The sequence below is a fragment of the Arthrobacter sp. P4_H3 genome (assembly GCF_056400885.1).
This window is the reverse complement of sequence record NZ_JBFUKK010000008.1, coordinates 147,301-173,182: the sequence shown is the minus strand read 5'-3', so window position 1 is coordinate 173,182 and position 25,882 is coordinate 147,301. Positions and strand designations below refer to the sequence as shown.

Here is a 25,882-nt window from a genome sequence, read left to right as displayed (position 1 = left end):
GAAGTGGACCGGCAAGATGCTCAACGAGCGCCTCGGTAAGATCCACTTCTGGATGCTGTTCCTCGGCTTCCACGGAACCTTCCTCATCCAGCACTGGCTCGGTGTCGAGGGCATGCCCCGCCGGTACGCCGACTACATGCCGCAGGACAACTTCGCCTGGATGAACCAGTTCTCCACCATCAGTTCTTACCTGCTCGGCGCCTCGCTGATCCCGTTCTTCTGGAACGTCTACATCACCTGGCGCAGCCGCGAAAAGGTCGAGGTGGACGATCCCTGGGGCTTTGGTGCTTCGCTGGAGTGGGCCACGTCCTGCCCGCCGCCGCGCCACAACTTCACGTCGCTGCCGCGCATCCGCTCGGAGCGCCCGGCCCTGGACCTCCACCACCCGGAGCTTCGGGTGCGTGAACACGAGACCACCCATTCGCCGGCCGCAGACGTCCTCGGGGCGGCCGATATCGGCGAGAAGGACGTGCGGAATCGGAATCCGGACGAGTAAGCGCAAGACCGGGCGCTTTCATCCCTAGCGCTGCCCTTCAGTGCTGCTCTGCGGCTGCGCCTCCCTGTGCCTTCCTTTGCTTTTCGTTGCCGTTCTCTCATGATCGTTCTGCTTGGCATCGTGACCCTCCAGGTGACGATGGTCTGCGTCTGGCGCCTGCTGACGATGGTGCGGCGCGGCACCGTGTTCTCCCACGCAGCGTTCCGCTACGTGGACGTGGTGACCGGCGCCGTCGCGGCGGCTTCCCTGCTCACTTTCGGGCTCGGCGTCGTCCTCGCTCCGGGCGAAAGCGTGGCCCCCGGCGTTGTCCTCCTGATCGGCGGGGCAGGCGTGCTGGTCGGCGGCATGGCCCTCGTCGTCGTCGTCGTTCTGCGCATGCTCCTGGCGCAGGCGGTGGCCCGCGACGCCGAAGCCAAACACCTGCAGGACGAACTGGACGAGGTGATCTGATGCCGATCATCGCGCTCGAGGCTCTGTGCGAGGTTCTCGGATGCCAGCCTGGGGACCTGCTGCGGTGGGAACCCGGAGATGCGGACGACCTGACACCGACGGCCGTGGACGGCGAACAGAAGCCTGTTTCGCGGGATAATTGAGTTATGGCCAACCAGGATCAGGACAGGGACCTCTGGGACGAGTTCGACAGTCTCAAGCCCGGAGCCCCGGACCGCATCGGGGGCTACCCCGGAGGTGAACCTTTGGGCTTTGGCTTCCGAACGGGAGTCCGCAGCGCAAGGGTGGCCCTCGGCTTCGCCGTGTACACCCTGGTTCTCGGAACCGTGCTGGTCGTCGTGGGCGCTGTCTTTTTCGTCAGCCAGGGCGAATGGCCGATGCTCGCGGTGATGGTCCTGATCGAGGCAGTTTTCCTCTATGCCTTCAGCCGGCTGGTGAAGCTGGCCCGCAACCGGCGCTCCGCCCGCTAGTTCATCTGCTTCGCCCACCCCACCTTCCGGAGCCAGCCGGCCAGGATGGGCAGCGCCACTGAACTGTTCATCGCCCCCAGGTGGTCCAGGCCCGGAAGTACCTCGACGTCCCATCCGGCCTTGATGAGTGCTTCCCGGTGCGCCGCGAGGGGGTCGCCGATCCGCACCTGCACGCCGCCCCACTTGGGTCCGTAGTCGATCCGGTCCTCGGCACCGGCGAAGGCGAGCCGCGCCAGGCCAGGCGGCAGCACGGCGGCAAAATCATCGAAGTCCTGGAGGGCCTCGTAGAGGGTCATGAATTGCCGGGTTTGCGCCTCACTGGTCTGGATGGCCGCCGAATCCCAGTCGCCCGGATCCGCTATAGGCACCGGCGTGTCAGGATCTGCAGGCCGGGCTGATGCGGCATGCGCCGCCCGGGTCACCGCCAGCATGCTCTGGTACGGCCCGTCCAGGGGCGGGAATCCGCCCATGGCGAGCGCCCGGAGACGGTTGGTGCGGATCGCGAGCTGCAGGCCACTCAATGCCAGCCAGGAATAGCCGTAGTACGCGAAGCCGTCGGCACCAGCCGCGTCAGCAATGGCCAGGAAGTCGGCCGCGACGTTCTCCGGGGTGAGAGTATCCGGTGCAGGGTGGGCCATCCGGTGGCCTTCGTAGTCTGCCACGATCACCCGGTTCGAGCCTTCCAGCCCCTCCACCAAGTTGGGACCGAGGTCCGGGTCGCCGCCCCACTGCCGGAGCGTCTCGGCTTCCGCCGGCGTGTGCGTTGCGAGGCTAACCGGCAATAGGAGTGGCGGGCCGTCTCCGTGGATGGAGACGGCGATGGTCGATCCATCGTGCAGAACGGCGTCAGCACTTTCAGCCATGGCTTCATCCCTCGGTGTGAGGTGAACGTGGACGCCTTAAGCATGCCACCGAGCTGGCCCGGACTGGCGGCAGGCGTAATGGCGGCTTTTTCGGTGCACAGGGCGGAACAAGCTTTGGAATACCAAGCACCGGAAGGGTGTGCCACTTCAGCCGAGGGTCGATTGAGCCGAAACCGTTGATATTGAACGGTATTTCAGACAGATCCGGCGTCAGCGCCGGAATCCCTGCCGCCCCTCTGGCCGGATTTTGGAATACCAAGTAACGTTTAGGTATCCGCCTTCGCCCCAAGGGCGGCCTTCCCCAAGGAGACAATGATGTGCCTTCACGACCACGCTTCCGCCCCACAGTTGCCAGCCGACGTCCCGCGCCGCGGCATCCTGGCCGGTGCCGCCGCCCTCGCCGGGATCTCCGTCGCGAGCATCGCCGCCCAGCTCGGCGGGGCCAGGGCCGCACACGCCGCGGAGCGCCCGTCCGGGCCCAACTACCCGGGCAGCCCCATCGCGCACCCGCCCCTGATCATCGAGGGCGGCACCATCGTGGATCCCAAGACCGGTGACGCCGTCGAAGACGGCGTGCTGGTGCTCGACGGCGGCAAGGTCGCCGCCGTCGGAAGCCGGGACGCCACACGGAAGGCAGTCGCCGCCGTCGCCGGCCGTGCCCAAGTCCTCAACGCTTCGGGCCGCTGGGTGCTCCCCGGGCTCATCGACGTGCATGTCCACGCCAACGCGTTCGCCGATGCCCGCGCCATCCTGCAGGGCGGCGCGACCAGCGTCAGGAGCGGTTCGAGCAGCTACTACCAGGACGTGGCGCTGGCGGCACTCCCCGACTGGGCGCCGGGCGTCTCGCCGCGCATGCTGCCCGCAGGATTGTTTATCTCCCCGGAGCTGGGCGACTCCCTCCTCGCGGACCCCGACCTCGCGCCGCTGGCCACCCTCTCCGGGGGCGTCAAGGAGGCAGCCGACCTCGCCTACCTGACCCGGGTCAACCTCAAACGCGGCGCCGAAGTCATCAAAACCCGCGCCAATCCCCGCGCCGGGCTTCCTGAGCAGGATCCCCGCGAGCTGGTCTACAACTACGAGCAGCTTTCCGCTGTGGTCAAGGCCGCCAAGGGCGCCGGAGTGCTGTGCCACGCCTACAGCGCAGAGGGGATCGACGGCGCTGTCCGGGCCGGGGTGCGCAGCATCGAACACGGCGTCTTCGTCACCGAGCAGACCATCGCCGAGATGGCCCGCCGCGGAACCTACTTCACGCCCACCATGGATGCCATCACCAGCATGGCGGCTTCCACCAACCCGATCCTCGCCGCCCGCGGCAAGGAGTACACGCCGATTCTCCAGGCTGCCGTGCGTGCCGCACAGGACGCCGGCGTGACGATTGTGGCGGGCACCGATTCCTTCGGAACCGACGTAACGCCGATCGGCACGGAAGCGCGCCTCCTCGCCGAAGCCGGGCTCTCCCCGCTGGAGGCATTGCGGTCTGCGACGGTCCACGCCGCCCGGCTGCTGGGCTGGAGCGAAACTGCCGGCCGGCTGGTGCGTGGTTCCTTCGCCGACGCCATCGTGGTGGACGCAGATCCCCTGGCGGACTCCTCCGCCCTGGAGAGAGTCAGCGTCGTCGTCGCCCAGGGAGCCATAGTCCGCAACGGACTCTAAGCGGACGCGTTGTCCCGACGTCGGCATCCCGCTGGTGCCGGTGCTCGTGCTGGCCCTCATCTGGCCGCTCCCCCGGACTGTGCCGCTGGCCAAGGTGTTTACCTCTCGTCCAGCTCCCGGCAGGCGGCAGTCCACGTCGCGTGCCTAGGGTGGACGGGTCGCCGGCGCCCGGCCGGGGACCTGTCATCCCGGAGGAACCATATGCGCACAGTCCTGACCGCCGCGGCCGCCGCCGTCCTCATCGCCTCGCTGGCGAGTCCCGCCGTCGCCGCACCCGTTACGGAAGCCGCCGTGCCGCCGTCGGACTCGGTGCGGTCAGCGGACGCCGCCCTCAAGACCGACGAACGCAACGGCTCCTTCGACCTGCAGTCCCACCGCGGCGGCCGCGGTGAGTGGACCGAGGAATCCCTGGCGGCATTCGGCAACTCGCTCAGGCTGGGCGTGACCACGCTGGAGTTGGATACGCATCTGACCGAGGACGGCAAGGTGATCGTCTGGCATGACGACACCATCCAGGCCGGCAAGTGCCTGGACACAGCACCGTCCACCCCGGGCGACGCCGAATACCCCTACGTGGGCCGCCGCGTGTCCGAACTGACCCTGGCACAGCTCAAGACCCTCAACTGCGGTTACGCGCAGTTGCCCGGCTACCCGGAACAGGACGTGATCGACGGCAACCGGATTGCCGAGCTCAAGGACGTCTTCCAGCTGGCCAAGGATTATGGCGCCGGGAAAGTCCGCTTCAATGTGGAGACCAAGGTGGAATCGAGCATGGTTGGCGGCGCCGGGATGGAAGCGCTCACCAAAGCCGCGGTCATCGAGATCTACAAGGCGGGCATGTCGGAGCGCACCAGCGTGCAGTCGTTCGACTGGTCCTCGCTGAACCTGACCAGGAAGATCGCCCCGCAGCTCCCCCTGGTGGCGCTGTCCAGCGGCGACGCCTGGCTCCAGGTGGGCCAGCCGGGCGCCAGCCCCAACCTTGGCGGCATCGATATTGACGATTTCGGCGGTTCCCTCGCCAAGGCGGCGGCAGCCCAGGGGTACGACGTCGTGTCCCCCACGTTCCGCTCCGTCACCCCCGCGATGATCGCCGAAGCCCACCAGCTGGGCCTGCCGGTCATCCCGTGGACCGTGAACACCCCTGCGGACATGGCGCAGCTCATGGACCTCGGCGTGGACGGCATCATCACCGACTACCCCACCCGCCTGCGCACGCTTATGGAACAGCGGGGACTGAAGCTGCCCAAGGCATACGCGCCCGCGGTCTAGCAAGAAGGCACGGGCAGCAGGAAAGCACGACGGCGGCCGGCCCGGTAAGGGCGGTCGCCGTCGGGTAACGCGTCGGCCGGCCGGGGCACCGCCTGCACGGTTTAAATGTCAGACCCTCGAGTCAAGCTGTATGCATGGAAAGTGCAGCAGTAACTGACGCCTTGGACGCCGTCGCGGCGTCCGTTGCTGCTCTGTATCGCGTTGTCGACAGCGAAGGCCTCAGCGAAGGGTCCTGCGCGGATCCTTTGCGGCAGCTGGCCGACCACTGCTTGGATGGGCTCACCGAGCTGGCCCGTCTGGACGCCCGGAGCGCAGCCCTCAAGGTTCAGCTGGCTGACACGTATGTCCAGGCGACCAGGGCCATGGCGTCCCCGGCGCTGTCGCCCCAGGAGCGGTCCGCGGCTGAGATGGCCCTGGTCGCCGAAGTGGCCTGCGTCCTGACCGTCAGCGAAAGAGCCGCGGGAGCATTCCTGCAGGAAACCCGGCAGCTCACCACAGCCCTGCCACTGACCCTCGCAGCCCTGCAGATCGGGACCATTTCATGGCAGCACGCCCGGATCATGGTCGACGAAACCACTGATGTACCCCAGGCCGCGGCCGCTGCACTGGAAGCTCATTTCCTGGACCCTGACGCCGTGAACGCTGCGCGAGGCTGTCCGGCCGGCGACCTGGTACCTTCCCGGTTCCGGGCAAAAGCACGCAGTTGGCGGGAACGGCACCACCCTGTCAGCATCGAACAGCGCCACGAGATCAGCGTCCAGGACCGCCGGCTGGAATACACCCCGGACCGCGACGGCATGGCCTGGCTCTCCGCTTACCTGCCCGCCGACAGCGCGGCCTCCATCTGGCAGCGCGCCACTGCGGCGGCCCGGGAACTCCAAGGCCCCTCCGAACAACGGAACCTCTCCCAGCTCCGGGCCGACACCGCCGCCACTTGGCTGCTCGCCGGTGTCGCTGAAGGTGTTCCGTCGCCGAAGGCGCAGGTCCTGGTCACCGTACCCGTGCTTTCGCTCCTGGGCGCCACCAAAGAACCCGCCGTCCTGGATGGTTACGGACCGATTCCGCCAAGTATGGCCCGCCGGCTGGTCGCAGACGGCGCCACCTCGTTCCACCGTGTCCTGAACGACCCTTGCACCGGCGCACCGCTGGAAATAGGACGCGCCAGCTACCGGATTCCGGCGGCCATGCGCCAATGGCTACGCCTCAGGGACGGAAAATGCCCCTTCCCCGGGTGCAATAGCCAATCCCTCGACACTGAGGCGGATCACGTCCTGGCCTGGCACGACGGTGGCGCTACGGGGATCTCCAACCTCGGCCAGCCCTGCCGGAAGCATCACCGGCTCAAGCACACCACCGGGTGGACACCCATTGGCGCCAGCCGTGACGCACCGCCCGGCTGGGTGGCACCGTCAGGGCGCCGCTACGCCAGCGAAGGCTACGACTGGGAACCACCCTGGATGCCCTACCCCATAACAGGGCCACCAGGCATGCCCCACCCTGCCGAAAGTCCGGACCGGGTCATGGATGCAGATGTCGGCCAATGGATGCAACACGTGCAGGGGACAGCCCTGCCAGTTGACCCGTTGCCGGAATGGGAGGCGTGGATCGCAGCCTAGTGGCATCGCAGCCAGGCTGCGCCGGATGCGGTTGCACGGAACCTAGGCGTGGCCGATGCGCTTCCGTCGGTCGCGCCACGCTCGGCGGTGGGAGCCAATGGTCACGAAAACCGCGATCCCGCCGAAAATCAAAGTCAGGATCGTGCCGACTCCCCTAAGAAACATGCCGTCGCTTTCAAAGCCCACCACCCTTGCCTCGCCAGGGTCGGGCGCCCGGTACACCACCGTGACTTCCTCGCCGACAACAGGGTGCTGGTCATGGTCAACGGCGGCTCTGGTGACATGGACCAATCCATCGGGCGACTGGAACTCCACCGTGATCTTGCGATTGGACGCTTTCGTCACGTCATTAAAGTCAACTATCGTTCCAGCGGCACGTTCTCCGGTCCGCACAAGCTCTTCGTCGGCGTTGATCAGGTGGGTGCCGACGCCGATAAGCACCGGTCCGAGACACAGCACCAGCACCGTCACAACCAGATTCACCAGCCGCGAGAGCACCGGCTTCGATTTGCGGTTCAGAGGCGCGTTTGGCAAAGTCACGCCTCCATTCTGCCGTAGCCCCGGTCAGCCCTCAGCAGGCCTGCAACGCAACTTACGCCCGGGCGTGCGGGGCCAGGGCCTCGCTGAGGAACTCGAGGTGCGCCGGCTTTGGGGCGGTGGTGCTGGCGGCGTACTCCAGGTGCTTGGTGAGGAACTTCTTGATGTACGGGCACACCGGCACGATGCTGATCCCGGCTGCCACCGTCTCATCCAGGGCCACTGTCGCCAGCTGGCCGGCCAGCCCCTGGCCGCCGTATTCCTCATTAATCACGGTGTGGTAGAAAATCCGCTGCGGTGCGTCACCGGCGTCGTACGTTTTGTAGACGGCCTTGCCGATCACGTTGCCGGCAACAAGCACTTCAAAGCGCTCGCGGTCCGGATTGTGGCGGATGGTGGCTTCAGTCATCGGGATCTCCTTGATCGGGGCTTCTGCTACAGCCTAACCTCGGGGGAACCGCTGTTATTTCTGACAGCTGCTATTTCTGACTGAGGAGCAACGATGGCCGTCAACGACAACGAAGCCCAGATCCTGGACCAATGGAGCCACCGGCTGGCCCAGGCGCTTCAGCTCCTGGACCTCGACTTTGACCGGGAACTTATCCTGGACCTCGCCGGGGAATCCGCGCGCGCGGTGACCCACGCAGCCGCGCCGATCACCGCGCTGATGGTGGGCTACGCGGCCGGACTCGCCGCCGGCACCGGAAGTGCCGGCTCCAAGGAATCGTCAGCGGCGGCGGTCGCGCAGGCAGCCGGGGTGGCCCTGCAGCTGTGCGAGCACGGAGCCGACGGCGGCCCGGCGGGCAGCGGCTGGGCCGACACCGCCCAGTAACACCCGGCCGGTATGGTGATATCACCGCACCGACAGGAAGGCACCCAGTATGCAGGTCCCCCTTTACGTATGGATTCTGACCATTGTCGGCATTTTGGGCCTGCTGGTCTTCGACTTTTTCTTCCACGTCCGCAAGGCGCACTCCCCCAAGCTCAAGGAGTCGGCCACGTGGTCCGCCCTTTACGTGGGCCTTGCCCTCCTCTTCGGCCTTGGCGTCCTGATCTTCGGCGGCACCACCATGGGCACCGAATACTTCGCCGGCTATGTCACCGAAAAGGCCCTGTCCGTGGACAACCTTTTCGTGTTCCTGATCATCATGTCCAGCTTCAGGGTCCCTCGGGCGGACCAACAAAAGGTGCTCCTGTTCGGCATCGTGTTCTCGCTGATCGCCCGCACCGGCTTCATCTTCCTCGGCGCGGCCCTCATCAACAGCTTCGCCTGGGTGTTCTATATCTTCGGCCTCATCCTGCTGATCACCGCCGGCAACCTGCTCAAACCCGATTCGCACGAGGGGGAAAGTGAGGGCTTCGTGGTCAGGCTCGCCCGGAAGCTCCTCCCGGCCTCGGAGCATTACGACGGCGACAAGCTCTTCACCATGGAGAACGGCAAGCGCGTCCTCACCCCCATGCTCCTGGTCATGGTGGCCATCGGCGGAACGGACATCCTGTTCGCCCTGGACTCCATCCCCGCCATCTTCGGCCTCACGCAGAACGTCTTCGTGGTGTTCACCGCCACGGCCTTCTCCCTCATGGGCCTGCGGCAGCTGTTCTTCCTCATCGATGAACTGCTGGACCGCCTCATCTACCTGTCCTACGGCCTCGCCGCGATCCTCGGCTTCATCGGCGTAAAGCTCATCCTGCACGCGCTCCACGAAAACAACCTGCAGTTCATCAACGGCGGCGAACACGTAACCGTTATCGAAATCAGCACCGGTCTCTCGCTGTCCGTGATTATCGGCGTCCTGGTGATCACGGTCCTCGCCTCGATCTACAGCCCCAAGGGCAAGGCGAAGAACATGGTCTCCGGCGCCAAACGGCACGCCACCGAATACGTGGACCTCAATTACGAGACGGGCATCGCCGAGCGCGAGGAAATCTTCAACAAGATGGTGCGCGAGGAGGCCGAGCTCAGGAAACTCCCCGAGAAGTACAAGCGGCTCATCCGCGACGAGACCGAGTTCATGGACCTGCTCAAGCAGGCCCACGCCGAGCACGACGAAGCCCTGCACCGGGAAGGCCGCGCGTAGCACCGGGTCAGCCAGCCCGACGCAACCCACCGGATCTCATACACGGGACACCCAGCTCCGCTCTCCTGCGGGAAGAGGCCGCCGTGGAACTGGGCAGGATCGGCCGGTGCATCATCTACGACCGCGGGGGGGCCGTACTTGAGTTCGTCCGTCGCTTCGCGGCGGCGCGCGACTAACGGCGTGCGCTCAGTACGGGCTCAGTACACGACGTCGAAGCTGCTGAACTCCCCCGTTGCCGCCGATACCGACTCGGCCACGTGGTCCACGCGCCCCGGTGCATCATCGGACCTCAGCCAGCGGCGGAACTCCAGAACCACCGCCTGGGGACCTTCGACGACGACGGCGACCGTACCGTCGTCTTCGTTCCTCACCGTTCCGGTCAGCGAGAGTTCCTCCGCCTTCCGCACGGTCCAGTAACGGAATCCGACCGCTTGGACGATGCCCTCCACACGGGCCTGCAAGCGGACGTCCGTGCCAGAGTCCTGATCTGCAGCATGAGCCATGGTTCCAATGTAATGCTGGGGCCGGGGTTTCGCTCCCCGCCCGCCCTTCACCCCGCAAGCTCGGTCAGGAGACCCCGCGGGCGTGGCCCGACGCTCAGCCGCCGGGCTTAGGGTCCGGCGTTGTGTTGGCGGCGTGCTTGGCCTTGCGGCGCCTGGAGCGCGACCAGACGAGGAGGGCACCAATGGCCCCGATGAGCACCGGGATGGTCACGCCCAGCGGCTGGGCCCAGTCCTTCACGAGCGCATTCAGCACATAGCCGAGTTCAATCTCCACCTGGATATTTTCCCGGAACGTCTCCAGGCTCAGATCGGGTCCGTCCTCGGCCGTGGCGAACAGCTGCAGGGTCATGGTTTTCCGGCCCGACTCCCTGGGCGTGATCCACCATCGCCATTCCGCGACGCCCTCCACGGGAACCAGCATCTCGCCACTTGGATTTCCCGCCCTCTCAATGTCCATGCCCGGGCCGGACAGGTCCGCCCGCATCTCTTCGCAAACAATGGGCGCACGCGTCTGCACCGGGTTGTTGCCGGGGATCTTCTCTTCATGGCCGGCCCCCGGATCGCCCATGGTGACGTGCAGGACGAACTCCCTGGTCTCGCCCTGGCGCATGGGCGAGGGCGGCCTGAACGTCAACTCGCCCTCCAGGCACGTCTCCAGGATTTCCTTGGCCCGCCGGGCCCGTTCGAAGGCAGTGGAGGTGGGACCCGGCGGACGACTTGCGGTCTCTTCGGGCAACGGCCCGGTGACCGTCGCGGTGGGGCGCGTTGTGGGGAATGGTCCTGCACCCGGCCTCGTGTCGGAAGGGCCGCCGTCGCCGGGGGTGGGTCGCGTGGCAGAGTCCGACGGCGAGGCGGAGTCCGACGGCGAAGGTCCAGCGTTCGGCACCGGCGTGCACGCGCCCAGGCCCGCCGCGACGCACAGGGCTACCAGGGCGGATGCAATTGCCTTCGCACCGCTCACGAGCCGTTGCTTCCCCAGTGCGTACATCAGAACTCCGACTTATCGGACTGCGTCCTGATTCGAGTCTGCGCGGGCGCATTGGGCGAGTCAAGGAGCGCCGCAGCTACCCTGCGGGCCGCAGTGAGGTGATCATCCGCCGGATATTCCGATACTCGCCGGTGCCCACGTACAGCTTCGCCTTTTCCAGGTACGGGAGCGCCGGATCCACGGGGGTGGCGTTGTTTGCGGGGTCGTAGACCGCGCCGAACATGGCGCCGCTGGGCCGCCACCTGAACAGCAGGAAGATGGGACACTCGAGCGTCCCAATTTTCTCCGGAATCATGGTGATGCCGTAGGCCGCAATGGTTTCAGTAGTCCTGGCCGGTGCCGAGGCATCTCCCCTGGTTTCAAACATGAACCGGGGCACGTTTTCGTTCGGCACACCCTTCTCGGCGAGGACCGTCATCGGTTCGGAATCCAGCACCATAAACGGGTACTGCTTCACACACTCCAAACCGGTGACCACCTTGGTCTGCAGGACAGCCATCGGCTTCCCTGCGGCATTCAAAACCTCCACGAACATTCCGCCGAGCGGTGATGTTCCGGCGGGATCCTTAACCGTCCAGTCGCCCGGATAGTCGAACGTCAGGTCACGGTCCGACGTCGTAAACGTCTTCCAGCCAGACGCCGTCGGTGACGGCAACCGGCTCGGGGACGTTGCCGACGGCGCCGGTTCAGTCGGTGTTACGCCAGCCGTCGCACTTGGCGGGACAGCCGTCCCGGTGGGCGCGCCCGTGGCGGTTTCGCTTGTAGTAGCGTTCGTGGTCCCGCTTGCCGACGCGCTGGGTGGGGTGGCCGTCGCGGATCCCGTGTCAGGCGGGGCGGCAAGCGGTCCGCAGGCTGCCAGAAGTACCGCGACGCAGGTCCCGGCAGCAATCGCGGCCCCTGAACGTGCCGGTCCAGATGATCCATAGCCGGGCTTCTTTGATCGGCGCATGCAATCCTCCTCAAACAAGCTGAGGGATTAATTGTGGCTCTGGCGTTCGCGCGGTGACCGGGACGGGAGCAATTTGCCGCCAAAACGTTGCGCACCGCGGGTTGCCCTGCGGTGCGCAACGGTTCCTGCGCAACGGTTCCTGCGTGGCCGGGTCCGCCTAGGAGGCGGGCCGCAGCGACGTGATCATCTTCTTGATGTTCTTATACTCCTGGGCGCCCATGTAGGCCTCCGGGGTGTCCACATGCATCTCGTTGCCGGGAGTGGTGTCGAAGGGGTCGTAGACGCCGCCGAACATGGCGCCGCTGGGCGGCCAGGTGAAGAAGTGGAAGATGGGGCACGCTTCGGTACCGCTGGGTTCGGGAGCCGTGGTGATGCCGTACGCGAACAGGGTCATCAGCTTCGGATCCGTGGCGGTGGTGTCCGTCCGCGTCTCGAAGGTGTACCGGGGTACCCTGCCGTCCTGTTCCAGCGCCGGAACGGGCTCGGATTCGTACACTCCGAACGGCTGCTTCTCGGTGCATTCGGAGCCGGTGACCATGTTCGTCCTGAGCGTCGCCAGGTCCTTGCCCTTCGCGTTGGTGATGTTCACGAACACGCCCCCGGGAGCAGCTTCGCCGGCAGGATCGGTGATCTTCCACCCGGCCGGGTAGTCGAAGATCAGGCCGTCCGAGGTGGTGTAGGACTTCCAGCCTGCTTCGGGATCCGAGGGCGCTGAGGTGGAGGCGGTGGCACTTGGGGAAGCGGAGGTCGCTGTGGGGGTTGCCGGAGCGGTGGTAGTGGTGTCCGGGGAATTCGTCGACGGTGACGATGCCGGCGGGCCGCAGGCTACGAGCAGGAAGGAGAGGCATAGGGCCCCTGAGACTGCGATGGCCGAGGGTGCTAAGCGGTGCATCTGTTCTCCTGAATCTCATGAGACCGCGAATAATTCCTCAATTGTGAACCTCCGCCAACGCACGCTCCAGCAATAAATCCAATCGATGTCCAAATGTTATTGGTGGAGTGAACCGCACTCCGGCTGCCGGCCCCGGGAAGGAGCCGCGCCGCCGTCGTGCGTCCCTGCAGCCCTTTCCTGCCCGTAGGATCTGAACAATAATCGAACCGAGCCCAATCATCAGACCAGCCGAAAGCAACTGAGGAGACCAGGCCATGACCACGCACGCGGACCCCGCAACGGAACCCCCTGTCAGAGATGAGGCGGACACCGATGACGAGGTGACCACGGATCCCGGCTGGTTCCGGAAGGCGGTGGTCTACCAGATCTATCCGCGCAGCTTCGCGGACTCAGACGGCGACGGCATAGGCGACCTGCCCGGCATCATCAGCAAGCTGGACTACCTGCAGAAGCTGGGAGTCGACGTCGTCTGGCTCTCCCCCATCTACACGTCGCCGCAGGACGACAACGGCTACGACATCAGCAACTACCGCGATGTGGACCCCATCTTCGGCACCCTGGCAGACCTGAAGAAGCTGACCGACGGGCTGCACTCACGTGGCATGAAGCTGGTGATGGACCTCGTGGTGAACCACACGTCGGACGAGCACCCGTGGTTCATCGAATCCCGCTCCTCCAAGGACAATCCCAAGCGTGACTGGTACTGGTGGCGGCCGCCCAGGGAGGTTGCGGCAAACGGCGCCGAACCGGGAACCGGTGCGGAGCCGAACAACTGGGGCTCCGCGTTTTCCGGCCCGGCCTGGGAGTTCGACCAGGTCACCGGCGAGTACTACCTCCATCTGTTCTCCCGGAAGCAGCCGGACCTGAACTGGGAAAACCCGGAGGTCCGCGCCGCCGTGTACGAGATGATGAACTGGTGGCTGGACCGCGGAGTGGACGGTTTCCGGATGGACGTCATCAACTTCATTTCCAAGGACACCGGGCTGCCGGACGGACCGCGCGCCGACGGGATGCTGTTCGGGGACGGCAGCCCGCACTTTATGTCCGGGCCGCGGATCCACGAGTTCCTGCACGAGATGCACCTGGAAGTCTTCGCCGGCAGGGACAAGCCGCTGCTGACCGTGGGCGAGATGCCCGGTGTGACGGTGGAGGACGCCGTCCTGTTCACTGACCCCGCGCGGCGCGAAGTGGACATGGTGTTCCAGTTCGAGCACGTGGCGCTGGACCAGGAGGACGGCAACAAATGGCGGCCCAAGAAGCTGCAGCTTACGGACCTTAAGCAGTCCCTGGGCCGGTGGCAGGAGGCGCTGGCGGAGCGCGGCTGGAACAGCCTCTACTGGGGCAATCACGACCAGGCCCGGGCCGTATCCCGCTTCGGCGATGACGGGCCGTACCGCGAGCTCTCCGCCAAGATGCTGGCCGGGATCCTGCACCTGCACCGGGGCACGCCCTACGTGTACCAGGGCGAGGAACTGGGCATGACCAACATGAGCTTCGGGACGATCAGCGACTACCGCGACATCGAGGTGCTCAACCACCACCGCGAGGCCACCACGCACCTGGGCCACACCGACGCCGATGTCCTCGCCGCGCTGGCACCCCTGAACCGGGACAACGCCCGCACACCGGTGCAGTGGGACGCCAGCAGGCATGGCGGCTTCACCACCGGCGCTCCGTGGATCGCCGTCAACCCGAACACCAGCCACATCAACGCCGCGGAGCAGGAGGACAACCCGGACTCGGTGTTCAGCTTCTACCGCCAGGTCATCGCCCTGCGGCACACCGAGCCGGTGGTGGCGGAGGGTGACTTCACCATGCTGCTCCCGGACGACGACCACGTGTACGCGTTCCGGCGCTCACTTCCGGCTCCGGCCACGGGACCCGGCTCCGCGTCGGGGACCGGTTCTGCGGCGGCGCCGGGCGTGCAGTTGCTGGTGCTGGGCAACTTCTCCGGGCAGGACAGGACTGTCGCCCTCGACGGCGGCGGCTGGGGTGATGCCGAAGCCGGCGCAGACGAGCCGGAACTGGGCCACTACCCGGCTGAACTGATCCTGGGAAACTATCCCCTGGAGGCCACGGGTACACACGCCGAAATTGCGCTCCGTCCGTGGGAACTGAAGGTTTTCCGCCGGCAACACAACACCTGAGCGTCGCCCCAGCCAAGGCACCACACCAGCGAAGAAGGAGTTCACGATGACCATTCCACCGCTGCCAGAGCCGGATCCGTTCCCGCCGGAGCCGGGCCCCACGGGCCCGCCGGACCCGGACAATCCGTTTCCGCCCAGCAGGCCGGATCCCACGGAGCCGCGTCCGCCAGGGCCCGGACCCGAGCCGGCGCCTTCGCCCGGGCCGCTGCCGATTCCGGACCCCGGACCGGTCCCGCCAACGCCTCCCCCGCCGCACCCGGACCCCACTCGGTTCTGATTCCGGCGCTCGAAACAGGGTTCACTCGAGGCAGGGTTCAAAAGTCTCAGTCACCGATGCTGTGCACAAAGCGGCGGACTTCAGCGTTGAACGCCTCCGGCGTTTCAGCGGCAGGCAGGTGTCCGACGTCGGGAATCACCACGAGCTGTGAACCCGGAATCTGGCGGTGCATCTCCCTGGCGACCGCCAACGGTGACCGCACGTCCTCTTCGCCGTAAAGCAGCAGCGTGGGCACGCTGATAAGGGGCAGCACGTCACGATAATCGGCGTGTCCGCTCGCGCTCAGCAGCGCCCGCATGCCGGCAGGGTGGAAGTCTGCCATGATGGCGCTGATCTCTTCGACGGTCCCGGGGTCTGCCCGCTCGGTGAAGAGCGTGGGCAGCCACGCTGGGATGAATTGTTCGGGTGGCTGATCGAGCTCAGCCAGAATCTGCGCGTACCGCCGCTCCACCTCATCCGGGGGCAGCGAGCCGGCCCAGCCCGCGTAGGCAGAGGCCAGCACCAAGGACGCCGCCATGTGAGAGTGGTTCCGGTACAGCTCCAGGGCGACGCAGGAGCCCCAAGACAGCCCGAGGACGTGGGGTTTCCGCGGCGCTACTTCCCGGAGGAAACCCGCCAGGGCATCGCCGAGGTCCGCGCCGGAGAAGTCCGGCGGGGGATCGTCGGAACGGCCGCAGCCCGGGGCATCCCAGGCAATGACGGTGAAGTCGTGGGACAGCCCCTCCAGCTGCGGACGCCAAACGCGGCTGTCCTCGTAGGCGCCGTGGAGCAGGACCAGCGGAGGCCCTTGGCCCGCGCGCTGATAGCCGATGCGCAATCCTGAAATCTCAACGGTGTCCATGCCACACCGGTCCTTTGGGGAGCTGACCCTGAATGCTCTGATTCTAGGACGATCAGGGTCAGCTGCCTACAGGAACAAAACCGCCTGCGCGGATAAACCGGCGACGAGGATTAGAGCTGTCGCGGATTAGACCAGGGTGATGTCCCGGGTCCGGTGATCGTAGTTGAACGTGATCCGGCCGCCGGGGTGGTGCAGTTCGTGGTTGGCGCCATCGAACGCACCGAACGCACCGTAGTTCTCGTCCCAGGAACGGTTGAGCGCGATTTTGAAGGTGTAGTGCCCGGCGGGAAGGTCCGTGGTGAGCTTCCACAGCTGGTCCACTGCATCGAGCTGCATCTGGGCTTCGTCGTACTGGGGTGCCCAGTTCGCCGGGGCGCCCAGCAGCACGTTGAAGTCGCCCGCGATGGCCACGGCTTCCGGCTGGTCGATCGTCTCAACGCTGGAGGCCTCGGCGGGCTGCTCCGTGCTGGCCTTGGCCGGCTTGGCGGCGGTCTTGCGTGTGCGCACGGCCTTCGTCACGGGTGCCACTGCGTCCTCGATCAGCTCGGCGGCCTTTTCGACCACCTTGGCGGCCTTGGACGGCGCCTTCTTCTTCGGAGCGGCCTTCGGAGCAGCCTTGGGAGCCTTCGCGGCAGCAACCTTCGCAGCGGCGGGCTTGGCGGGGAGCTCCGTGGGCACAGGGACGTCAGCCGGCACCGGAGTGCCTTCGGCGAGCGCAGTTGCAAACGTGTCAGCATCCGGGAACGCCACGGTGGCACGGAGGCCGTCGTCCGTGATGGTCCAGCCGCTGCGTCCCTTGACGAGCCAGCCGGCCTTGACCAGCTTGCTGGTGGCAGTGGTCAGGGCCTTGTGTCCCCGGGGGATGCCTCCGCTGAGCAGTTCACTTTCCTTCTCGTTCAGCGGGACGCGAACCGTGGCCTGGGCCAGGACGGCGCCTGCGCCGAGGGTCTCACCTGACAGGACGCTTTCCGCGAGAATGTCGAGCACTGACTTGAGTCGAACCGTGGTGGTGTCTGCAATAGCCGTGGGCATGTTTGTCCTTTCGAGCATGTGATCACTCAGCATTTTGCCAGTGAACTGTAAATAGAGGCGACTATGCGCGTTAACAACGTGTGTCGTGACCGTCTATGACGCGGAATGCGACGCAAGTGATCTTCGAGTCTCAGCTTAGTGCCGGAAACATGGGACTTTCGGCCTGTTGACAGGAGCCGGGAGGACTGCCGGCGCCGCCCACTGGCGGTGCATGTCAGGCCGCGGGGACACGGGCGAACCCAGCGTGGAGGTCGTGGATAATCACGGTTCCGCCCAGCAGTTGAGTCTTCGCCTCGAGCAGTTTCACCAACTCTTCGTTGACCGCTCCGAAGATTTCGATGGTCCGAAGCTGGACGAGGGGCGCAATCGGAGGGAACTGCGGGCCGGCGACCTTCAGGTGAAACTCCAGCGATGGCAAGTCCGTGTGGATGTGGAGGACGCTCATGCGTGTGCCGTCGGCCGAAAAGTAGACGTCGTAGGCGATGATCCGTGGCTCATTTACTTCGACAAAGCGCGCAAGGTCCTGCATCGCGGGCTTCAGCTCGCCCAGCTTCCCGGGCCGAACCTCGGACGTATCAAGATAGACAACGAAATCACTCATGATGCCCTCCCTCAGGGACTGCCCGCACTCACGCCAAGCTCGGCTCCAATCGGACGATGACTGCCTTGGACACCGGCGTGTGGCTGCCCTCGGCGACGGTCTCCAGGGGCACCAGAACATTCGCCTCCGGGTAGTACGCCGCAGCGCATCCCCGCGCCGTGGGGTAGGACACCACCCGGAAGTTCCTGATCACCCGTTCGGCCCCGTCCCCGTAGACCCCGTGGATGTCCACGTGCTGCCCGTCGGCCAGGCCAAGCTCGGCGATGTCCTCGGGGCTGACAAAAACAACGTCCCTGCCCTTCTTGATCCCGCGGTACCGGTCATTGTGCCCGTAGATGGTGGTGTTGAACTGGTCGTGCGAGCGCATGGTCTGCAGGATCAGGGTCCCTGCCGGCCGCTCCACATACTCCAAATCGTTGACGGTGAGCATGGCCTTCCCGGTGGGCGTGCCGAACGTCCGTGAATCCCGCGGGCCGTTCGGCAGCACGAATCCACCCCATTCCCGGATCCGCCGGTTGTAGTCCTCACAGCCGGCCACCACGTGCGAGATGTGGTCCCGGATGAGGTCGTAGTTCCGTTCGAAACCTGCCCAGTCCGCGTCGATCCGGCTGCCCACGGTGGCCCGGGCCAGCCGGCTGACAATCGCCACCTCGGACAACAGTCCGGGCGCCACCGGCTTCACCTTTCCCTCGGAGGCGTGCACCGCCGAAACGGTGTCCTCCACGGACACAAACTGCGGGCCGGATTCCTGCACGTCGATTTCAGTCCGTCCCAACGTGGGCAGGATCAGCGCCTCCTTGCCGGTGACAGTGTGCGAGCGGTTGAGCTTGGTGGAAATCTGCACGGTCATCTCGGTATTCGCCACGGCAGCCTCGGCCGCATGGGTGTCCGAGATGGCGGCCACGAAGTTGCCGCCCATCGCGACGAAAACCCTGATCCCGCCGTCGCGCATTCTGCGGATGGTTTCCACGGCGTCGGCGCCGGGTTCCCGCGGCGGTTCGAAACTGAATTCCTTGGCAAGCGAGTCCAGGAAGGCGGGAGGCATCTGCTCCCAGATGCCCATGGTGCGGTCGCCCTGCACGTTGCTGTGGCCACGGATCGGGGACGCCCCGGCGCCGGGCTTGCCGATGTTTCCTCGCAGCAGCAAAAGGTTGATGATCTCCTTGATGGTGGGCACGGCCTTCTTGTGCTGCGTGATGCCCATGGCCCAGGTGATGATCACCTTTCCCGCCCGCAGATACCGCTCGGCGAGTTCGTCGATTTCCATGCTGCTCAGCCCCGTGGCGCGCAGCACCGTCTCTTCGCGCAGCCCTGCCAGGTGGGCCTTCAATTCGTCGAGGCCCTGGCAGTGCTCCCGGAGGAAGTCATGGTCCAGGACGGTACCGGGCCGTTTCGCCTCCGCGTCCAGCACACGCTTGGACAGCGCCTGCATCAGGGCCATGTCCCCGCCCAGCCGGATCTGCAGGTACTGGTCCGCCAACTCCGTTCCGCGCCCCAGAATGCCGTTTACCTTCTGCGGGTTCTTGTACCGCATGAGTCCGGCTTCCGGGAGCGGGTTGATGGCAACGATCTCGCAGCCGGCTTCCTTGGCCTCCTCCAGGGCGGTCAGCATACGGGGATGGTTGCTGCCCGGGTTCTGTCCCATGATGATGATCAGGTCCGCTTTGGCGAAGTCGTCATAGGAGACGGTGGCCTTGCCGACTCCGATGGTCTGGCCCATGGCCCAGCCGGAGGATTCGTGGCACATGTTGGAGCAGTCCGGCAGGTTGTTGGTCCCGTACGCCCGCACGAACAGCTGGTACAGGAACGCGGCCTCGTTCGACGTCCGGCCGCTGGTGTAGAACGCGGCCTGGTCCGGGCTGTCCAGACCTTGGAGCTTGCTCCCGACGATGGAAAATGCCTCGCCCCAGCTGACCGGCCGGTAGTGGTCCTCCCCCGCCGGTTTGTACACAGGTTCGGTGAGGCGGCCCTGCATCCCGAGCCAGTATTCGGACCTCCCCCGCAGTTCGCTGACCGGATTTTCGGCCCAGAACCCGGACGGGACGACGACGGGCGTTGCCTCCCAGGTGACCGCCTTGGCGCCCTGTTCACAGAACTCGAACGTCTTGCGGTGCCCGGGGTCCGGCCAGGCGCAGCTCATGCAGTCGAAGCCGTCCTTTTGGTTCAGCCCCAGCAGCGTCTTACCGGCCCGTCCGACGCCCATGTGTTTCAGGGCCGGCTGCATGGAGTGATAGACCCCGGGAATTCCCGCGGCCCAGTCCTTCGGCTTCGCCACTTCAAGGTTGTTTTCGTCGGCTTCCTCGACATGCGGGTTCTTGCGCGGCATGCTGCACCCTCCCTGGCTTGGAACGCCCTGCTTGGAACAAACTGTTCAATGCTGCCCTTTCATCAGGATTAGCAGTTATGAAGGGCCCCGGCAAGCATTTGGCCCAGCTTCCCGGGCTATCCCCCGGGGTGTTGTGCAGGTGCCGATGGGCGGACAATAGGACCCACCCGTCCTGAATGTCCGGAGCCGTCATGCCGCGCTTCCACAACTGGCTTCAGCACCACCGCCTCGCTGCCTTCTTTGTTCTCTCGTATGTGATTTCCTGGCTGTCCTGGCCGGTGTATGCGCTGGGCATGATGCCCGCGATGGAGTTCCTGCCGATCGGTCCGCTGGCAGCCGCGGTCATTGTGACCGGACTCGCGGAAGGTCGGGCCGGCTACAGGGCGTGGGGCCGCCGGATTATCCGCTGGCGGGTGGGCTGGGGCTGGTACGCCGTTGCCCTGCTCCTCCCGGCCGTGCTGGTGCTGGTCACGGGCACCGTCAATATGCTGCTGGGCGCGGCCGCACCTGGGCTGTCCCAGCTGACCTGGACCGGGCTGCTGGTGGTGTTCGCCGTGCGCTTGGTCAATCCCCTGGACGGGCCGCTCGGCGAAGAACCTGGGTTCCGCGGCTACGCTGTACCGCTGCTCCAGGCCGGACGGCCGCCGCTGCAGTCAGCGGCGCTCCTCGGGGTTGTTGTGGCCCTGTGGCACCTGCCGCTGATCATCTTCGGGGGGCTCAGCCTGATCGGCCTGCCCACGACGTTCGTCATCACGTTCCTGTACGTGTGGCTGTTCAACCGCACCGGCGGCAGCGTGCTGCTGACACTGCTCTTCCATAACAGCCAGGGCACCTTCACCGTGGGATCCTACGGTTTCACCGGTCCCGACGAACCGCGCGCGGAGCTGATCTATTTTGTGGTGGTTGCCGTCGCAGCCCTCGGCACCATCCTGTTGGACCAAGCGGCCTGGCGCACCGCACCTCCGGAGGCGTCCGACGTCGGCCCGCTTTCCGGGCGCTTCAACCGCACCGCATCCGGGCCACCGGCCTGACCAATCCCCAGCCCAACCCCGTTAGGAGGAGTGATGTCCTCACCACTGGCTTCCGCCGCCGGAGCGCTGGGGTGGTGGCGCTTCAGGGGTAGCGGATCAGGAGTAGCCCAGCTCCGCGAGCAGCTCGGCCTTGCGCTCTTCCTCCGCAAAGGAGGACCGGATGGAGTTGGAAGCCAGCCGCACCCGGTCGAACTCGGACAACCCCAGCACGGTCTCCAGCTGCACGAAGTTATCGTCCACGTACCCGCCGAAGTACGCGGGATCGTCCGAATTGACGCTGACGTTCAGGCCCGCGGCGAGCATGGCCGGCAGCGGATGGTCGGCCAGCGTATCCACAGCACGGAGCCGGACATTGGACAGCGGGCACACCGTCAGCGGCACCCGCTCCGCCACGAGGTGTTCCACCAGCTCGGGGTCCTCCATACAGCGGATGCCGTGGTCGATCCGCTCCACGTCCAGCAGTTCCAGCGCATCGATGATGTACGACGGCGGTCCCTCCTCGCCGGCGTGGGCAATCCGGTGCAGCCCCGCTTCCTTCGCCCGGGCAAAGAGCCGTTCGAACTTGGCCGGCGGGTTGCCCACCTCGGCCGAGTCGAGGCCGATGCCGGCGATCGGCGCGCCCATGGCCAGCAGCTGCTCCAGGACTCCGAGGGCTGATTCCTCGGACAGGTCCCGCAGGAACGCGGCGATGAGCAGGGTGGAAATGCCGAACTCCTCCAGGGAGCCGGCCAGCACGGAGGCCACGCCGTTCACGCAGGTTTCCAGCGGCACTCCGCGGGACAGGTGGGCCTGCGGATCCAGCATGATTTCGGCGTGCCGGACTCCAGCAACAGCAGCCCTGGCGAGGTAGGCACGGGTCATGTCGGCGAAGTCCTGCTCCGTCTGCAGTACGGCCATGTTGGCGTAGTACAGGTCCAGGAAGGACTGCAGGTCGGTGAACTCATAGCGTGAGCGCAGCTCGTCCAGGTCCGCATAGGGCAGCTGGATTCCGTTCCGTTCCGCCAGGGCGAAGATCAGCTCCGGTTCCAGAGTCCCCTCGATGTGGAGGTGCAGCTCCGCCACCGGCAAGAGCTTGCTGGGTTCTTCGGCAACGGGTTCTTCGGCTTCGGTTTGTTCGGCGTGCGTGCGCTCGGCTTCCGGGAGCTCGGCACCGGGTTGTTCCGGGGCAGGTTGTTCCGGGGCGGGTACGGGAGCATCGCTGAGTGCTGACGCACCGCCGGGTTCGGGCGCGCCGTCGTAAGTTTCCATCCGGTAAGGATATGCCCGCATCGCTCCGGCACCGATAGAGTCGAATGAATGCACACTGAACAGCATGCTTCCAATCTGCCGTTCCTGGTACCGGACCACACCACAGATGGATTTGTGCGGGTCCGCGGAGCCCGGGAAAACAACCTGCGCAACGTGGATGTGGACGTGCCCCGGGATGCCATCGTCGCGTTCACCGGTGTTTCCGGATCCGGCAAGTCATCGCTCGCCTTCGGCACCATCTATGCCGAGGCCCAGCGCCGCTACTTCGAGTCCGTGGCGCCATACGCGCGGCGCCTCATCCAGCAGGGGCACAACCCCAAGGTGGAGATGATCACCGGGCTGCCTCCCGCCGTCGCGCTCCAACAGCGGCGCGGTACGCCGAGCAGCCGCTCCACCGTGGGCACGGTGACCACGCTGTCCAACTCGCTGCGCATGCTGTTCTCCCGCGCCGGCACGTACCCGGCCGGCACGGCGCAGCTGGATTCGGACGCCTTCTCGCCCAACACGGCCGCCGGCGCCTGCCCCGTCTGCCACGGCCTGGGCATTGCCCACACCGTCAGCGAATCTTCGCTGGTTCCGGACACCTCGCTGAGCATCGCCGACGGCGCCATCGCCGCATGGCCCGGCGCATGGCAGGGCAAGAACCTCCGCGACATCCTCAGCCACCTGGGCTACGACGTCCACACGCCGTGGCGGAAGCTCCCCAAGAAGGACCGCGACTGGATCCTCTTCACCGAGGAACAGCCCGTCGTGGAAGTGACACCGAAGCGTGACCGCGTGGCCAAACCGTACAAGGGCCGTTTCTGGAGCGCCAAGAGCTACGTGCTGCACACCCTGGCCGACTCCAAGAGCGACACGATGCGCCAGCGCGTCCTCCGGTTTATGGAAACAGGACCGTGCGAACGCTGCAGCGGAAGCGGACTGACCCCGGACGCCCTGGCGGTGACGTTCGCCGGCCGGACCATCGCGGAGCTCAACGCCGTGCCCATGGCCGAACTGGCCGAGATTATCCGGCCCACGAGCGAACTCAAGGACGCCGGGACGGCAAGCCGTGCGGCGGCCTCGGGCGAGACCAACGAGGTGGCTGTCGCCATCACCCGCGACCTCCTGCTGCGAATCACCGTCCTGCTGGAGCTGGGCCTGGGCTACCTCGCCCTGGGCCGCGCCACCCCCACGCTCTCCCCCGGCGAAATGCAGCGGCTTCGGATCGCCACCCAGCTGCGCTCCGGCCTGTTTGGCGTGGTCTACGTGCTGGACGAGCCGTCCGCCGGGCTCCACCCTGCCGACGCCGAGCCGCTGCAGGCCGTGCTGGAAGCGCTCAAATCCTCCGGGAACTCGGTATTCGTGGTGGAACACAACATGGACGTGGTCCGCCGGGCCGACTGGCTTGTTGATGTGGGTCCCCGCGCCGGTGAAGGCGGCGGCGAGATCCTGTACAGCGGCCCCGTTGCCGGGCTCGCCGAGGTGGCGTCGTCGGTCACGCGGCCCTTCCTGTTCCCGGACGGGAACGTCGGGACGCACGACGGCGGTACGCGCCGGGGCGGCGCTGCGCCCGGTAAGCCTGCGGCCGGCAAACCTTCTGTCAGGGAAGCGGACGGCTGGCTGGGGCTGAAGGGCATCAGCCGGCACAACCTCAGGGACCTCGACGCGGAGTTCCCGCTGGGCATCCTGACCGCGGTCACCGGGGTTTCGGGCTCGGGTAAGTCCACGCTGGTGAGCCAGGTCCTTGCCGAGGTGGTGGGGGCACAGCTGCACCCGGAACCCGGGGCGGAGGCGGCTGCCGGACCCGGGGACGTGGAATCCGAGGACACTGGATCAACCGGGCCGCTGAATGTTGCCGAGGCTGTGGGCGAAACCAGCGGCATGGACCGGATTGACCGGCTGGTGCGGGTGGACCAGAAACCGATCGGCCGCACGCCGCGGTCCAACCTGGCCACCTACACCGGGCTCTTCGACGCTGTGCGCAAGGAGTTCGCCGCCACGGAGGAGGCCCGCGCCCGGGGTTTCGGCGCGGGACGGTTCTCCTTCAACGTTGCCGGCGGCCGCTGCGAGACCTGCCTGGGCGAAGGTTTCGTGGCCGTGGAGCTCCTGTTCCTCCCGGGCAGCTACGGCCCCTGCCCCGAATGCCAGGGCTCGCGCTACAACCCGGAAACCCTTGAGGTCACGTACAACGGCAAGAACGTGGCCGAGGTGCTGGCCATGACAGTGGATGCCGCCGCGGCATTCCTCACGGACGTTCCGGCTGCCGCGCGCAGCCTGCAGACGCTGCGCGACGTGGGCCTGGGCTACCTCCGGCTCGGCCAGCCCGCCACCGAACTGTCCGGCGGCGAGGCGCAGCGGATCAAGCTGGCCACCGAACTCCAGCGTGCCCGCCGCGGCCACACCCTCTATCTTCTGGACGAGCCCACTACGGGACTGCACCCCGCGGACGTCCAGCTGCTCATGGCCCAGCTGCACGGTCTGGTGGACGCCGGCAACACGGTCATCGTGGTGGAACACGAGATGGATGTGGTGGCCGCAGCGGACTGGGTGATCGATCTCGGGCCGGCCGGTGGTGACGCCGGCGGTGAGATCGTCGCGTCGGGGACACCCGCCGTCGTCGCGCGTTCCAAGCAGAGCCGGACGGCACCGTACCTGGCAACCGCTCTTGGCGTGTGATCCCGGGCCCACAGCAATCTAGCCACGCGGGGTAACTATTTCGATTTGATAACGCGGCGGCACTGTCTTAGCGTGGAACGTGATCCCGCCGAGCGGGACAACGAATGCCCGGTGCTGCCACCACCAGTAACTGCCCGGCCGGCAGACACCGTACATGACCTCTAGTTTGTCAGGGGCGGGCAGTGGCGCGACAACGTCCGGGGACGGACCGAGCGCAGGTGGCCCTTCGGAGCATCCACCCCCATGAACACTTCCACTCGCATGAACAAATCCACATTGGGAACCGTTGCGCGCCGCGGAGTCACCCTGGCTGCCGTTTCGGCCGCGGGCCTCGCACTCTCCGCGACCGCCGCCAGTGCGGCCGCCCCCACCGCCACGAGCGCCAGTACCTGGGACTCCCTTGCCCAGTGCGAAAGCGGCGGCAACTGGAGCACCGACACCGGCAACGGCTTCAGCGGCGGGCTGCAGTTCACGGCCAGCACCTGGTCCGCCTACGGCGGCACCGGCTCACCGGCGGGCGCCACCCGCGAGCAGCAGATCGCCGTCGCCGAAAACGTCCAGGCCAGCCAGGGCTGGGGCGCCTGGCCCGCCTGTGCAGCCCAGCTGGGACTGAGCGGTGGCGGCGGCGCACCCGCACCGAGCGTTCCCGTCATCCCGGCCCCCACCGAGGCTCCGGTGCAGGCCGCGCCGGCTCCTGTCCAGGCGGCCTCGGCTGCCGTAGCGCCTGCCCAGGCACCCGTCCAGGCCGAACCGCGCCACGCCGCCGAGGTGCCGCTGAGCGGCGAAACCTACACGGTGGAGGCCGGCGATACGCTGAGCACCATCGCGGAAAAGCTGAACGTCACGGGCGGCTGGCAGACCCTTGCCGACGCCAACGTTGACACCATCGCGGATCCCGACCTGGTGTTTGAAGGACAGGTTCTGCAGCTGCCTGCCTAAGGCAGCAACCGTGCTGAC

The 25,882-nt window shown here is 66.3% G+C and carries 24 protein-coding genes and 1 pseudogene; 13 read left to right on the top strand and 12 right to left on the bottom strand.

The features are described from left to right. The 4 genes and pseudogenes from AC1DRE_RS13210 to AC1DRE_RS13195 form a co-directional block, all read left to right on the top strand. Positions 1-496, top strand: a 496-nt coding sequence (locus AC1DRE_RS13210; RefSeq protein ID WP_476985062.1) for a cbb3-type cytochrome c oxidase subunit I, incomplete at its 5' end; no start/stop codon positions are given. Between the two features lie 84 nt (positions 497-580). Further along, positions 581-946: pseudogene (locus tag AC1DRE_RS13205) on the top strand (DUF2975 domain-containing protein); the annotation flags it as partial. Beyond that, complete coding sequence (locus AC1DRE_RS13200; protein WP_476985061.1) at positions 946-1,089, top strand: helix-turn-helix domain-containing protein; 144 nt, start codon at positions 946-948, stop codon at positions 1,087-1,089. The pseudogene AC1DRE_RS13205 and the gene AC1DRE_RS13200, both read left to right, overlap by 1 nt. Before the next feature lie 3 nt (positions 1,090-1,092). Next, the gene (locus tag AC1DRE_RS13195) at positions 1,093-1,416 is read left to right on the top strand and encodes a hypothetical protein (RefSeq protein ID WP_476985060.1); all 324 of its coding nucleotides are present in this window, start codon (positions 1,093-1,095) and stop codon (positions 1,414-1,416) included. On the opposite strand, the gene AC1DRE_RS13190 is transcribed toward AC1DRE_RS13195, so the two are convergent. Further along, positions 1,413-2,279 (bottom strand): alpha/beta hydrolase, encoded by an 867-nt coding sequence (locus AC1DRE_RS13190; protein ID WP_476985059.1) that lies wholly within the window; start codon positions 2,277-2,279, stop codon positions 1,413-1,415. The genes AC1DRE_RS13195 and AC1DRE_RS13190 overlap by 4 nt on opposite strands. Positions 2,280-2,594: 315 nt before the next feature. On the opposite strand from AC1DRE_RS13190, the gene AC1DRE_RS13185 reads away from it, so the two are divergent. From AC1DRE_RS13185 to AC1DRE_RS13175, 3 genes are all read left to right on the top strand, one after another. Next, on the top strand, positions 2,595-3,932 hold the full coding sequence (locus tag AC1DRE_RS13185; protein WP_476985058.1) for an amidohydrolase family protein: 1,338 nt from the start codon (positions 2,595-2,597) through the stop codon (positions 3,930-3,932). Positions 3,933-4,133: 201 nt separating this feature from the next. Then, the gene (locus tag AC1DRE_RS13180; RefSeq protein WP_476985057.1) at positions 4,134-5,201 is read left to right on the top strand and encodes a glycerophosphodiester phosphodiesterase family protein; all 1,068 of its coding nucleotides are present in this window, start codon (positions 4,134-4,136) and stop codon (positions 5,199-5,201) included. Between the two features lie 134 nt (positions 5,202-5,335). After that, entirely contained in the window at positions 5,336-6,817 is a 1,482-nt protein-coding gene (locus AC1DRE_RS13175) for an HNH endonuclease signature motif containing protein (RefSeq protein ID WP_476985056.1), read from the top strand. A 42-nt stretch (positions 6,818-6,859) separates the two neighbouring features. On the opposite strand, the gene AC1DRE_RS13170 is transcribed toward AC1DRE_RS13175, so the two are convergent. Then, positions 6,860-7,357: a DUF3592 domain-containing protein gene (locus AC1DRE_RS13170; protein WP_476985055.1), complete on the bottom strand. Its 498-nt coding sequence runs from the start codon at positions 7,355-7,357 to the stop codon at positions 6,860-6,862. 52 nt (positions 7,358-7,409) lie between these two features. Beyond that, positions 7,410-7,763 carry a GNAT family N-acetyltransferase gene (locus AC1DRE_RS13165; protein WP_476985054.1) on the bottom strand — a complete coding sequence of 118 codons (354 nt, stop codon included), beginning with the start codon at positions 7,761-7,763 and terminating at the stop codon, positions 7,410-7,412. Positions 7,764-7,856: 93 nt separating this feature from the next. Here AC1DRE_RS13165 and AC1DRE_RS13160 point away from each other — a divergent pair, with 93 nt between their 5' ends. Both AC1DRE_RS13160 and AC1DRE_RS13155 read left to right on the top strand, forming a co-directional pair. Next, positions 7,857-8,186, top strand: a complete 330-nt coding sequence (locus AC1DRE_RS13160; RefSeq protein ID WP_476985053.1) for a DUF6457 domain-containing protein — start codon at positions 7,857-7,859, stop codon at positions 8,184-8,186. A gap of 49 nt (positions 8,187-8,235) precedes the next feature. Further along, the gene (locus tag AC1DRE_RS13155) at positions 8,236-9,432 is read left to right on the top strand and encodes a TerC family protein (protein ID WP_476985052.1); all 1,197 of its coding nucleotides are present in this window, start codon (positions 8,236-8,238) and stop codon (positions 9,430-9,432) included. 197 nt (positions 9,433-9,629) lie between these two features. Here the strand turns inward: AC1DRE_RS13155 and AC1DRE_RS13150 are convergent, their stop codons facing one another. The 4 genes from AC1DRE_RS13150 to AC1DRE_RS13135 all read right to left on the bottom strand — a co-directional run bounded on the left by AC1DRE_RS13150 (position 9,630) and on the right by AC1DRE_RS13135 (position 12,764). Beyond that, the gene (locus AC1DRE_RS13150) at positions 9,630-9,935 is read right to left on the bottom strand and encodes an acylphosphatase (protein WP_476985051.1); all 306 of its coding nucleotides are present in this window, start codon (positions 9,933-9,935) and stop codon (positions 9,630-9,632) included. A gap of 94 nt (positions 9,936-10,029) precedes the next feature. After that, complete coding sequence (locus tag AC1DRE_RS13145; RefSeq protein WP_476985050.1) at positions 10,030-10,896, bottom strand: hypothetical protein; 867 nt, start codon at positions 10,894-10,896, stop codon at positions 10,030-10,032. 103 nt (positions 10,897-10,999) lie between these two features. Next, the gene (locus AC1DRE_RS13140; protein WP_476985049.1) at positions 11,000-11,872 is read right to left on the bottom strand and encodes a hypothetical protein; all 873 of its coding nucleotides are present in this window, start codon (positions 11,870-11,872) and stop codon (positions 11,000-11,002) included. Between the two features lie 157 nt (positions 11,873-12,029). After that, complete coding sequence (locus AC1DRE_RS13135) at positions 12,030-12,764, bottom strand: hypothetical protein (RefSeq protein WP_476985048.1); 735 nt, start codon at positions 12,762-12,764, stop codon at positions 12,030-12,032. Between the two features lie 254 nt (positions 12,765-13,018). Here AC1DRE_RS13135 and AC1DRE_RS13130 point away from each other — a divergent pair, with 254 nt between their 5' ends. Continuing rightward, positions 13,019-14,911, top strand: a complete 1,893-nt coding sequence (locus AC1DRE_RS13130; protein WP_476985047.1) for a glycoside hydrolase family 13 protein — start codon at positions 13,019-13,021, stop codon at positions 14,909-14,911. Positions 14,912-15,234: 323 nt separating this feature from the next. Here AC1DRE_RS13130 and AC1DRE_RS13125 read toward each other — a convergent pair whose 3' ends face one another. The 4 genes from AC1DRE_RS13125 to AC1DRE_RS13110 all read right to left on the bottom strand — a co-directional run bounded on the left by AC1DRE_RS13125 (position 15,235) and on the right by AC1DRE_RS13110 (position 19,988). Then, positions 15,235-16,029 carry an alpha/beta fold hydrolase gene (locus AC1DRE_RS13125; protein ID WP_476985046.1) on the bottom strand — a complete coding sequence of 265 codons (795 nt, stop codon included), beginning with the start codon at positions 16,027-16,029 and terminating at the stop codon, positions 15,235-15,237. A gap of 126 nt (positions 16,030-16,155) precedes the next feature. Continuing rightward, the gene (locus tag AC1DRE_RS13120; protein ID WP_476985045.1) at positions 16,156-17,061 is read right to left on the bottom strand and encodes a pullulanase X25 domain-containing protein; all 906 of its coding nucleotides are present in this window, start codon (positions 17,059-17,061) and stop codon (positions 16,156-16,158) included. A gap of 214 nt (positions 17,062-17,275) precedes the next feature. Next, complete coding sequence (locus AC1DRE_RS13115) at positions 17,276-17,662, bottom strand: hypothetical protein (protein WP_476985044.1); 387 nt, start codon at positions 17,660-17,662, stop codon at positions 17,276-17,278. A gap of 28 nt (positions 17,663-17,690) precedes the next feature. Then, positions 17,691-19,988 carry an FdhF/YdeP family oxidoreductase gene (locus AC1DRE_RS13110; RefSeq protein ID WP_476985043.1) on the bottom strand — a complete coding sequence of 766 codons (2,298 nt, stop codon included), beginning with the start codon at positions 19,986-19,988 and terminating at the stop codon, positions 17,691-17,693. A gap of 191 nt (positions 19,989-20,179) precedes the next feature. Between AC1DRE_RS13110 and AC1DRE_RS13105 the strand changes: the two genes are divergently transcribed. After that, positions 20,180-21,019 carry a CPBP family intramembrane glutamic endopeptidase gene (locus AC1DRE_RS13105; RefSeq protein ID WP_476985042.1) on the top strand — a complete coding sequence of 280 codons (840 nt, stop codon included), beginning with the start codon at positions 20,180-20,182 and terminating at the stop codon, positions 21,017-21,019. Positions 21,020-21,115: 96 nt separating this feature from the next. Here AC1DRE_RS13105 and AC1DRE_RS13100 read toward each other — a convergent pair whose 3' ends face one another. Beyond that, positions 21,116-22,267, bottom strand: a complete 1,152-nt coding sequence (locus AC1DRE_RS13100) for an adenosine deaminase (RefSeq protein ID WP_476985041.1) — start codon at positions 22,265-22,267, stop codon at positions 21,116-21,118. A gap of 48 nt (positions 22,268-22,315) precedes the next feature. Here AC1DRE_RS13100 and AC1DRE_RS13095 point away from each other — a divergent pair, with 48 nt between their 5' ends. Together AC1DRE_RS13095 and AC1DRE_RS13090 are read left to right on the top strand one after the other, a co-directional pair. Then, a complete protein-coding gene (locus AC1DRE_RS13095; protein WP_476985040.1) occupies positions 22,316-24,925 on the top strand; it encodes an excinuclease ABC subunit UvrA in 2,610 nt (869 codons plus the stop codon). Between the two features lie 243 nt (positions 24,926-25,168). Beyond that, a complete protein-coding gene (locus tag AC1DRE_RS13090) occupies positions 25,169-25,864 on the top strand; it encodes a transglycosylase family protein (protein WP_476985039.1) in 696 nt (231 codons plus the stop codon). Positions 25,865-25,882: the final 18 nt, after the last annotated feature.